The 10,206-nt window shown below is 59.0% G+C and carries 8 protein-coding genes and 1 pseudogene; 2 read left to right on the top strand and 7 right to left on the bottom strand.

Features of this window, described 5'->3' with window-relative positions; all coding sequences use genetic code 11:
* Positions 1–103: 103 nt before the first annotated feature.
* The 4 genes from tatC to BN1189_RS05955 all read right to left on the bottom strand — a co-directional run bounded on the left by tatC (position 104) and on the right by BN1189_RS05955 (position 3,998).
* On the bottom strand, positions 104–1,045 hold the full coding sequence (tatC, locus tag BN1189_RS05970) for a twin-arginine translocase subunit TatC (protein ID WP_040226496.1): 942 nt from the start codon (positions 1,043–1,045) through the stop codon (positions 104–106).
* Positions 1,046–1,136: 91 nt separating this feature from the next.
* A complete protein-coding gene (gene tatA / locus BN1189_RS05965) occupies positions 1,137–1,343 on the bottom strand; it encodes a twin-arginine translocase TatA/TatE family subunit (RefSeq protein ID WP_040226495.1) in 207 nt (68 codons plus the stop codon).
* Positions 1,344–1,510: 167 nt separating this feature from the next.
* On the bottom strand, positions 1,511–3,223 hold the full coding sequence (locus BN1189_RS05960; protein ID WP_040226493.1) for a GMC family oxidoreductase: 1,713 nt from the start codon (positions 3,221–3,223) through the stop codon (positions 1,511–1,513).
* 16 nt (positions 3,224–3,239) lie between these two features.
* Complete coding sequence (locus tag BN1189_RS05955) at positions 3,240–3,998, bottom strand: gluconate 2-dehydrogenase subunit 3 family protein (protein WP_040226491.1); 759 nt, start codon at positions 3,996–3,998, stop codon at positions 3,240–3,242.
* Positions 3,999–4,317: 319 nt separating this feature from the next.
* On the opposite strand from BN1189_RS05955, the gene BN1189_RS05950 reads away from it, so the two are divergent.
* Both BN1189_RS05950 and BN1189_RS05940 read left to right on the top strand, forming a co-directional pair.
* Entirely contained in the window at positions 4,318–5,964 is a 1,647-nt protein-coding gene (locus BN1189_RS05950; RefSeq protein ID WP_040226489.1) for an SLC13 family permease, read from the top strand.
* Between the two features lie 569 nt (positions 5,965–6,533).
* Positions 6,534–6,923, top strand: a pseudogene (locus tag BN1189_RS05940) (SLC13 family permease); the annotation flags it as partial.
* Between the two features lie 337 nt (positions 6,924–7,260).
* On the opposite strand, the gene BN1189_RS05935 reads toward BN1189_RS05940, so the two are convergent.
* The 3 genes from BN1189_RS05935 to BN1189_RS05925 all read right to left on the bottom strand — a co-directional run bounded on the left by BN1189_RS05935 (position 7,261) and on the right by BN1189_RS05925 (position 10,203).
* Positions 7,261–8,469 carry an MFS transporter gene (locus BN1189_RS05935; RefSeq protein ID WP_040226486.1) on the bottom strand — a complete coding sequence of 403 codons (1,209 nt, stop codon included), beginning with the start codon at positions 8,467–8,469 and terminating at the stop codon, positions 7,261–7,263.
* Between the two features lie 77 nt (positions 8,470–8,546).
* Positions 8,547–9,386 carry a metallophosphoesterase gene (locus BN1189_RS05930; RefSeq protein WP_040226509.1) on the bottom strand — a complete coding sequence of 280 codons (840 nt, stop codon included), beginning with the start codon at positions 9,384–9,386 and terminating at the stop codon, positions 8,547–8,549.
* Between the two features lie 127 nt (positions 9,387–9,513).
* Entirely contained in the window at positions 9,514–10,203 is a 690-nt protein-coding gene (locus tag BN1189_RS05925) for an ABC transporter permease (RefSeq protein ID WP_040226485.1), read from the bottom strand.
* Positions 10,204–10,206 lie beyond the last annotated feature (3 nt).

Raw genomic sequence — 10,206 nt, 5'->3', positions numbered from 1 at the left:
GAAAACCCGGAGATCTCCGGGTTTTTTTATATGAAGAGCCATCAGAAAAGCAGACGGACGGGACTTGAAGATCCCATCCGTCTGCTTATTTAAGTTGAGTTCATCATTCAGCGGCAGCCGCGGCCTGCTTCCGTTCTGTCTTCATGACGAGCCAGATGCTAGCCTCATACAGGACGGCCATCGGAATGAGGACGAGGAGCTGGCTGATGAAATCAGGCGGCGTGATGAGCGCCGAAATGACCGCAATGGAGACATACGACCACTTTCTGACCTTCTTCATCGAATCGGCGGTGAGCAGGCCGATCGCCCCGAGGAAGAGCGCGACGATCGGCAGTTCAAACAGCAGGCCGATCGGCATCGTCGTCATTAGAAGGAAGCGCATGTACTCCTGAGCCGATACCATGACGTCGAAGTTCGCCGCTCCCAGTCCAAGCAGGAAGCCGTAGCTGAGCGGGTGGATGACAAAGTATCCGAAAGCCACTCCTCCCAGGAAGAGAAGGAGCATCACCGGCGAATAAAGGCCGATGAACTTCGCTTCTTTTTCATTCAGCCCCGGCTTGATGAACTGCCAGATGAAATGGCAGAGGAACGGGAGCGACAGGCCAAGCGCGATCGCCCCTGACATGGTCATGTAAAACTTGACGACTTCCAGCGGACCCAGAATGACGAGTTCGTGTCCTTTTGTAACATACGGGAACCAGAGATTGATCGTCGAGAAAACACCGATGAAAAATGCGAGGAAGACGACGGTCACTTTGATGAGCGCCTTCCGCAGATCATCGAGATGGGTCATGTACGTCTCATGGAGCCCCCCGTCACCGGGATCCGGTTCCGGACCGGCGGGCTGCTTCCCCTCCGGCGGCGGAGGCGGGCTGCCCGCACGGTGATCCTGTGCAGTTTCTGCCAGCACCTCCGCGGTGGCCGCCTCTCCGGCCGCTCCGCCCGCCCGCTCCCCTGCCGTTTCGGCCGAGGTCTTGGCCGCCTCGGCTTTCTTTTTGTCGAGCGGGCTCAAGACTGATTTATAATCATTGCCGTACGGGTCCATCGAATCACATCCTGTCTTTCATTCGCCTCCAACGCCGACAGCAAGGCCGGCCGGTGCCATCAGCAATCCGGCCGGCCCGCCGGCATGGCTATTACTTTTCTTCGCCCAGTTGTTCCTTGCGAAGTTTTTCTTCGTCATCATCGTCATCGATGATGTCTTTTGCCGATTTCTTGAACTCGGACAGTGTCTTGCCGACCGCCGATCCGACCTCCGGAAGCTTCCGCGGTCCGAAGAGGATCAGGATAATCACGAGGATGATGATCAGCCCCGGTACTCCGATGCTTGCAATGCCTCCCATTTGTCTCGCCTCCTTTTAATGGATGAAACCGATTGGTGTCGCGGGCGTTGTGGATGACCGGGCGGCTGGGGTTCGGGGTCATAAGTCATGCCGCGCCGTGAAGCAGGCTTCACTCTGCGTCCTGCCTTATGCCTGTCGCCCCAAAACGCCGCCCTCCGCTTTTCTTCTTACACCAGCATTCCGCCTTCTTTGCTGTATTTGATGATGCCTTCTGCGCAGCGGTAGGCGAGGGCGCCGACGGTTCCGGTCGGGTTATAGCCGCCGTTGTGGGAGAAGTTGCCGGCGCCGACGACGAACAGGTTGTCTGCATCCCAGTGCTGGTTCCATTTGTTGACGACGCTGTCGGACGGGTCGGTGCCGAGGATGGTGCCGCCCGTGTTGTGGGTGGTCTGGTACGGGACGATGTCGTAGTCGGTGATCGGGTTCCGGCCGACGGTCTGCTTCGGTCCCATCTTCTCCATGATTTCGACCGCCCGTTCGGTGATGTACTTGTGCAGCGCCCGGTCCTGGTCGGTGAAGTTGTAGGTCAGCTGCAGCAGCGGAACGCCGTACGCATCCTTGTATTTGTCGTCGAGCGTCAGATAGTTGTCCCGGTGCGGCATCGAGGATCCCTGGGCACCGATGCTGAGTGAGCGGGTAAAGTTTTCGACCGAGGCCTTCTTGAAGTCGGCCCCCCACGCAGGGGTGTCCGGCGGAACCGGGTTCGTCTCGATCGGCCGGTTCCCGGTTTGGGTGATGGACAGGTTTCCTCCATGGATGAAGTCGAGGTCGCTATGGTCGAAATTGTCGCCGTTGAAGTCGTCGATCGTCATGCCGAGGGAGCCGGCGCCCATGAATGTGTTGTACTGCTCGTCGAAGAACCCGGTCGCGCCCGGCAGGATCTGGTAGCAGTAGTTTTTGCCGAGCGTGCCCTTGCCGGTTTCCGGATCGTACATTTCACCGATTCCCGACACCATGAGCAGCTTGGCGTTGTTCATGACGTAGCTTGTCAGCACGACGACTTCGGCCGGCTGGATATACTCCTCGCCGGACATCCAGTTGATGTAGCGGACGCCCGTGGCTTTTCCGCCCTCATGCAGCACTTCCACGACGTTCGAATGGAACTTGACTTCGTAATTGCCGGTCTCCTTGGCGGTCGGGATGACCGTGATCTCAGGCGAGGTCTTCGCGCCGTATTCACAGCCGAACCGTTCGCAGAAGCCGCAGTACTGGCAGGCGTTGATCGTCTTGCCGTCCGGGTTCGTGTAAGCTTCCGACAGGTTGGCGGACGGCATCATGAACGGACTGTAGCCGAGATCCTTCGTCGCTTTTTCAAATTTCTCGAGGATCGGCGTCTTTTTCATCGGGCCGGTCGGATATTCACGCGAGCGTTTGCCCTGGAACGGGTTCTTTCCGTCGCCGGAGATGCCCATCATGTATTCAACTTTGTCGTAGTAAGGCTCCATTTCGTCATATGTAACGCCCCAGTCCCTGACGAGGTAATCCGCCGGGATCTTGTCTTTTCCGTACTTCTTCTCGGTCAGTGACCGGATCTCGAAGTCGTACGGCAAGTAGCGCCACGTATGGCCGTTCCAGTGCGTTCCCGCTCCCCCGAGTCCTTCTCCGAGGAGGAATGAGCCCATCGTCCGCATCGGCAGCGCCTGCTGGTCGCGCTTGTTGCGGAATGTAATCGTTTCTTTTGAAAGGTCCTGCATCAATTCGTAGCGCACCGCATACCGGTACTCGTCGTGCACGCGCTGATAGTCTTCCGTGCCGCGTTCGCGGCCCCGCTCGATGCCGACGACTTTCAGGCCGGCCTTCGCGCATTCGGCCGCGATGATGCCGCCGGTCCAGCCGACGCCGACCGTGACGACATCCACTTTGTCCAATGTTTTTGCCATTCAGGAGACCCCCTTCTCAGTGTTGACCGCCGAGTGATTCAGGCGAGATTTTTTCAAAGTCCTTGCTGTCGACTTTGTCGATGTAGGACATCTGATGGCCGGGGAACCCTTTCATCTTCCAGCCTTCCATCCCGCGGTTTCCGCCGTACATCGGATCGGAGTAGGCACCTTCGAGGGTTGCAGATCTGAGCAGCCGGAAGAAGAACCCGGCCGCCACGCCTTCCATTTCAACTTCGTCTTTCTGGAATGCCGTCAGGATTTCGTCCTTCTGGTCTGCATCCACTTTCGCAAAGGATTTTTCAAACCGTTTGTTGGCTTCCTCGTCGAGCTTGTGGATGCCCTGGACGAAGATTTCCTTCCTTCTGAGCCGGCTCTGGTAGCCCTGCGTGGCCTCACCGGCAAGGAAAGGCCCCTGCATATACTCTTTTTCGTTGTTTCCGTAGGCACCTGCAAGCTGATGGTCGATGAAATACGGAACGCCGAGCCCGATTGCGCCCGGTCCGAGATCGTCTTCAGGGAAGATGCGTTCGGTTGCTTCGGAAAGAACTTCGAAATCATGGTCGCTTGTAAAGAACATCCGTCCGCTCGGTGAACCCGCCGTCTCGTCTTTCCGGCCGCCGCTTCGCTCGTCCGTATCAACGGACTTTCCGCCACCGCCGCCTTTCACGTTATAGCCGATGAGACCCCCGACCACACCGCCTCCGACAAGCGCCCCGGTGGCGACGCCCGCCGTTCTCAGAAAGTCGCGCCTGGAGACATCTTTCTCTTCTGCCATTCATCTTCCTCCTCCCTATGTACTTGAATATGAGGTTCTGCAGGGAGCATTCCCTTCCGGCACGATGTTTTATACCGGCATCCCTTGCCCCGCCTCACATTCCTTCTATTCCCGTTTCCCTTGCAGGCAAGCGCTCAAACTGCCGGTCGGTCGATTTGTCCCGAAACAGGACTATCGATTCACGGGATTTCCTGTTTCCGCCTGATCAGTAAGGCCCAAATCAGCCGGACTATTTAGAAAACCGGCCAACTGTTGTGCAATAGGATGTATAATTGAAACAATTGTTCATATACACCATTCGACAAAGGGGGATTTCAATATGATGCAGTCTGTCTGGTCCCGCATGTGGGACTGGCATGATGAAGCCAAGCGCATGTTCATGTTCTTCATCCGGCCGAATCAGGTGAAGCTGAATTCAGACGGCTCAGGGGCCGCATTCGGCTACTCCGGCAAAGAGCCGGATGATCAGCGCAATAAACGAAGCTATACGACACCGCAGCTGATCGGTCTGATCGGGGGGCCGCTTCTCTTCCTGCTGCTGCTCCTGTTTTATCATCCGGAAGGCTTGTCGGGAGAAGGCCGCGCGATCCTTGCGTCGACGGTATGGATTGCAGCCTGGTGGATCACCGAGGCCGTGCCGATCCCGGTCACGTCACTCCTGCCGCTCGTCCTGTTCCCGCTTGCCGGCGGCCTCGACGTCAAAGCGACCGCCTCCTCGTACGGAGATGAGAACATCTTCCTGTTCATGGGCGGGTTCATGATCGCGCTTGCGATGGAAAAGTGGAACCTGCACCGCCGCATCGCACTCACCATCATCTCGGCGATCGGGACGAATATGGACCGGATCATCCTCGGGTTCATGGTCGCCACCGGATTCCTGTCGATGTGGATCTCAAACACGGCAACCGCCATGATGATGGTCCCGATCGGACTCGCCATCACCTACCAGGTGGCCGACGCCCTGAAGGACGGCTCGGCGCCGGTCGACAAGGAGAACTTCGGGTTCGGCAAGACGCTCATGCTCGGAATCGCCTACTCCGCTTCTGTCGGCGGCATCGCCACGCTGATCGGCACACCGCCGAACACGGCGCTGGCCGCGGCGATGGAGAAGATGTACGGGGTTGAGATCTCCTTCGGCAAGTGGATGCTGTTCGGCACTCCGTTCGCCTGGGTCTTCATCCTGCTCATCTGGGTGTATCTCGTGAAATTCGCCTATCCGGCAAAAGTGAAGGAGCTCCCTGGCGGACGCCATCTCATCCGCCAGGAAAAAGAACGGCTCGGCAGCGCATCGACCGAGGAGAAGCTCGTCTTCACCGTGTTCGTCCTGGCCGCGCTCTCCTGGCTCTCCCGTTCGTTCGTCCTCCAGAATTTCCTTCCGGGGATCAGCGACGGGGTCATCGCGATGTTCTTCGCGATCCTCCTGTTCGCCATCCCGGCGGTCAACGTGAAGGGCGACCGGCTGCTCGACTGGGAGACGGCCGTGAAGCTGCCGTGGGGGATCCTGCTCCTGTTCGGCGGCGGTCTCGCCATTGCGGCGGGCTTCGTCTCCTCCGGCCTGTCCGAATGGATCGGCGGCCAGCTGACCGCCCTCCAAGGCGTCCCGGTCATTGTCGTCATCCTGATCGTCGCGACGCTCGTCATCTTCCTGACCGAGATCACATCGAACACCGCAACGGCCGCGATGATGTACCCGATCATGGGTGCGCTTGCCATCGCGCTCGACGTCCATCCGTTCGCCCTCATGGTCGCAGCCGGCGTCGCCGCATCCTGCGCATTCATGCTCCCGGTCGCAACTCCGCCGAACGCCGTCGTATTCGGCTCGGGGTACCTCCGGATACCGGACATGGCGAAGGCCGGCCTCGCCCTGAACCTGATCGGCATCTTGCTCGTCACCGTCTCCGTCTGGTTCCTGCTCCCGCTCATCTGGAACATCGACCTCACCCACGTGCCCGAACTGTTTAAATAAGAAAAGCCATGCAGCCGATTTTCCGGATGCATGGCTTTCTCTTTTTTCGAATCGTGGCCGCACGGCCTCTTACTATCTATTCGGGGGCTGGTTCTATCTATTCGAGGCCTCTTTCTATCTATTCGAGGCCTCTTTCTATCTATTCGAGGGCTCTTACTATCTATTCGGAGGCTCATTCTATCTATTCGTCCTCACCTGCCGTGGCCAGCAGTTCCCAGCCGCCTGCTCCGGCGTACGACTTCTTACTATCTATTCGAGGCCTGGTTCTATCTATTCGAGGGCTCTTACTATCTATTCGGACGCTCATTCTATCTATTCATCCTCACATGCTATCCATTCACACGCGCGCGCGGATTTTCTTCCTGGCCGCAAGCGAGAAGATCAGATAGGCGGCCGGAATGACGGCAACGAAGATGACGAGCAAATCCCAGCCGCCGAGTGTCCAGAGCGGCGAGAGCAGCGTGCTGCCGGCCGCAACGCCGATATAGTACGAAACGAGGTACAGGCTCGAGGCGCTCCCTTTATGGTGGGCGGCGTCACGGGCGACGGTCGCGGAGGTGAGCGAATNCCAGCTGACCGCCCTCCAAGGCGTCCCGGTCATTGTCGTCATCCTGATCGTCGCGACGCTCGTCATCTTCCTGACCGAGATCACATCGAACACCGCAACGGCCGCGATGATGTACCCGATCATGGGTGCGCTTGCCATCGCGCTCGACGTCCATCCGTTCGCCCTCATGGTCGCAGCCGGCGTCGCCGCATCCTGCGCATTCATGCTCCCGGTCGCAACTCCGCCGAACGCCGTCGTATTCGGCTCGGGGTACCTCCGGATACCGGACATGGCGAAGGCCGGCCTCGCCCTGAACCTGATCGGCATCTTGCTCGTCACCGTCTCCGTCTGGTTCCTGCTCCCGCTCATCTGGAACATCGACCTCACCCACGTGCCCGAACTGTTTAAATAAGAAAAGCCATGCAGCCGATTTTCCGGATGCATGGCTTTCTCTTTTTTCGAATCGTGGCCGCACGGCCTCTTACTATCTATTCGGGGGCTGGTTCTATCTATTCGAGGCCTCTTTCTATCTATTCGAGGCCTCTTTCTATCTATTCGAGGGCTCTTACTATCTATTCGGAGGCTCATTCTATCTATTCGTCCTCACCTGCCGTGGCCAGCAGTTCCCAGCCGCCTGCTCCGGCGTACGACTTCTTACTATCTATTCGAGGCCTGGTTCTATCTATTCGAGGGCTCTTACTATCTATTCGGACGCTCATTCTATCTATTCATCCTCACATGCTATCCATTCACACGCGCGCGCGGATTTTCTTCCTGGCCGCAAGCGAGAAGATCAGATAGGCGGCCGGAATGACGGCAACGAAGATGACGAGCAAATCCCAGCCGCCGAGTGTCCAGAGCGGCGAGAGCAGCGTGCTGCCGGCCGCAACGCCGATATAGTACGAAACGAGGTACAGGCTCGAGGCGCTCCCTTTATGGTGGGCGGCGTCACGGGCGACGGTCGCGGAGGTGAGCGAATGGGCGGTGAAAAATCCGAGGCACATGACGCAGAGCCCCGCGACGACCGCTGCCGTCGTGCCGCCGAGCGTGATCAGGATGCCGGCGGACATGACGAGGATGCCCGCCATTCGGACGGGCCGCAGACCGAGGCGCCCGGACAGCCAGCCGGCGAGCGGGGACCCGATGACGCCAATCCCGTATGCCAGATATGTATAGGAGATGGCCTCAAGCGACAGGTTGAACGGCTCCCCGCCGAGATGGAACGGCAGGAAGGTCCAGACGCCGGTGAAGCTCAGCTGCAGGACCACTCCGAGCCCGAACAGGATGACGAGCATCGGGTTCCGGAGATGGAAGAGGAACGCGTGCAGGTCCTCCTTCGCCGTTCCTTCTGCCGGAGCGAACCGTTTGGACGGCGGAAGCAGGAACAGGACCGCCGCCGCGATCAGGGCGCCTGCGACTCCGAGACCGAGGAACGCCGTCTGCCAGGAAAAGTGCTCCGTGACATACCCGGTCACGAACCGTCCGGTCATTCCTCCGAGTGCGTTCGTGGAGATGTAGAGCGCGGTCGCAAAGCTTGCACTGCGCCGGTCGACTTCTTCGCTGATGTAGGCGAGCGCAGCGGCGGGCACGCCGGCAAGCGCCACGCCCTGGATGAACCGGAGGATCACGATCAGCGCAAACGAAGGCGCGAACGGCATGATGAAAAACGGGATGACCGCAAGGACGACGGAGCTCTTGATGAAAAGGGTCCGCCCGCGCCGGTCGGACAGGAAGCTGATGACGAGCAGTCCGATGATGAGACCGAGCGTCGTCATCGAGACGGAAAGGCTCGCCGCGGAGACTCCGATCCCGAATTCCTGCGTGAAAAGCGGCAGGAGAGGCTGGGTCGTATACATCGCCGAAAAGATGAACAGCGAAGCGAACCCGAGCGCCCCGATGATTTTCCAGAAGGCCGCGTCCCTTAAGGTATACGGTTTGTCCGCCGGTTGTCCGTCCATTGCTGCACCACTTCCCGTCCGTTGTTCCGTCCATTATAGCACGGGGAGAGCGGCGGAGCCTGCGCACGGACGCCCCTTCAGTCTGTCCGTCTCAGGGTGACCGAGACGATTTCCGGCGGATTGAAGACACGGAGCGGGATGATGCTGTTGCCGAGCCCCCGGCTGATGATGAGGCGGCTGCCGCCTTGATCATGGACGCCGCTCGTGAGTGAAGGGAACCAGCCCTGGCCCGGTGCCACAATCCCGTCGATGAACGGCAGACGCACCTGCCCGCCGTGCGCATGGCCGGAAAACGTGAGCGGGATGTCCGCTGCGGCATAAGCCCCGAACTGCTCCGGCCGGTGGGCGAGCAACAGCGTGTATGCACCGCCCGGAATGCCGGAGAGCGCGGCAGCCAGCGAATCTTCCGTATATGCGTCCTCTCCTTCCACTCCGGCTCCGATCAGCAGATCGTCAATCCCTGCGATTGCCAGCCGATCCTCCCCGTCGCCGATGACCATCGCTTCATTGCGCAGCACATGGACGCCTGCTTCTTCCAGGGCACCGGTGATCTCTTCAATGCGATTCGTCGCGACTTCATGATTGCCGATCACATAGAAGACATCGGCGACAGCGGTCAGGCCGGGGATCATGTCCATGCTCCGGTCAAGGTCATACCGGTTGCTGTCGATGAAATCACCGGTGATGAAAATGAGATCCGGCTTTTCCCTCCTGACCCGCTCGACGAGTCTGGACTGCCCCTCCCCGAATCCGGCATCATGCACATCCGACAGTTGCACGATCCGGAGCCCGCTGAATGCTTCGGGCAGCCGGCTGTCGTCGATGGTATACCGGGTCAGCGTCAGACGCCCGTTGTCGAAATAGAGGAAAACGGAAAAAATCAGGACAACGATCAGGAAGACGACCAGCTTTTTCATTGCCATCATCCCCTTTCTTTTTAATTTATGCGATTCGGGCGTGTTTTCATTTCAAAATCCCTGCCATCAAAACGGCGAGCCCCCTCCACCAATCAGGCAGAGGGGGCTCTTCATACATGAGGACGACCTAGACCGTGGTCTCGGTCGTTTCGGTCCTGGCGAGGATTCCCCGCTTTTTATTCGCCGGGGAGAGTGCGCGTTCAATCCAGCTCATGACGACGTCTGCGATGACGGCCATGAGTGCGGTCGGGATGGCGCCGGCGAGGATGATCGCCCCGCCGTCGGTGACGTTCGTGCCCCGGATGATGATCGAGCCGAGGCCGCCGCCGCCGATGAAGGCGCCGATTGTGGCGACGCCGATTGCGATGACGAGCGCAGTCCGGAGACCGGCCATGATGACCGACAGCGAAAGAGGCAGCTCCACCATGAACAGCCGCTGTGCGCCGGTCATTCCCATCGCTCGTCCCGCCTCCAAAATCGGCCGGTCCACGCTTCTCAGTCCGGTGTACGTGTTGCGGATGATCGGCAGAAGCGAATAAAGGAACAGGCTCATGACGACGGTATTGGCCCCGAGTCCCATCGCGAGCATCAGAACCGCAAGCATCGCGAGCGCGGGGATGGTCTGTATCAGGTTTGCGGCCGTCAGCACCCAGCTGCTCAGCCTGCCGTACCGGGCGATCAAAATGCCGAGCGGAATGCCGACAATCGCGGCAAACAGAACACCGTAGGCCGACATGAGGAAGTGGCGGACAAACTGTTCCATGACGTAAGAGCCGTTCATTTGATAATACGACCATAGTTCCTGCAATGTTTCCATCTT

It is taken from the genome of Bhargavaea cecembensis (assembly GCF_000826125.2).
GTDB lineage: Bacteria > Bacillota > Bacilli > Bacillales_A > Planococcaceae > Bhargavaea > Bhargavaea cecembensis_B.
This window is presented reverse-complemented; position numbering and strand designations above follow the sequence as displayed.

What these genes read in the sequence shown, in the direction of transcription:
- BN1189_RS05930 (WP_040226509.1), bottom strand. Translation starts at nt 9,386, where the DNA reads ATGAAAAAGCTGGTCGTCTTCCTGATCGTTGTCCTGATTTTTTCCGTT.
- BN1189_RS05960 (WP_040226493.1), bottom strand. Translation starts at nt 3,223, where the DNA reads ATGGCAAAAACATTGGACAAAGTGGATGTCGTCACGGTCGGCGTCGGC.
- tatA (WP_040226495.1), bottom strand. Translation starts at nt 1,343, where the DNA reads ATGGGAGGCATTGCAAGCATCGGAGTACCGGGGCTGATCATCATCCTC.
- BN1189_RS05935 (WP_040226486.1), bottom strand. Translation starts at nt 8,469, where the DNA reads ATGGACGGACAACCGGCGGACAAACCGTATACCTTAAGGGACGCGGCC.
- BN1189_RS05955 (WP_040226491.1), bottom strand. Translation starts at nt 3,998, where the DNA reads ATGGCAGAAGAGAAAGATGTCTCCAGGCGCGACTTTCTGAGAACGGCG.
- BN1189_RS05950 (WP_040226489.1), top strand. Translation starts at nt 4,318, where the DNA reads ATGATGCAGTCTGTCTGGTCCCGCATGTGGGACTGGCATGATGAAGCC.
- BN1189_RS05925 (WP_040226485.1), bottom strand. Translation starts at nt 10,203, where the DNA reads ATGGAAACATTGCAGGAACTATGGTCGTATTATCAAATGAACGGCTCT.
- tatC (WP_040226496.1), bottom strand. Translation starts at nt 1,045, where the DNA reads ATGGACCCGTACGGCAATGATTATAAATCAGTCTTGAGCCCGCTCGAC.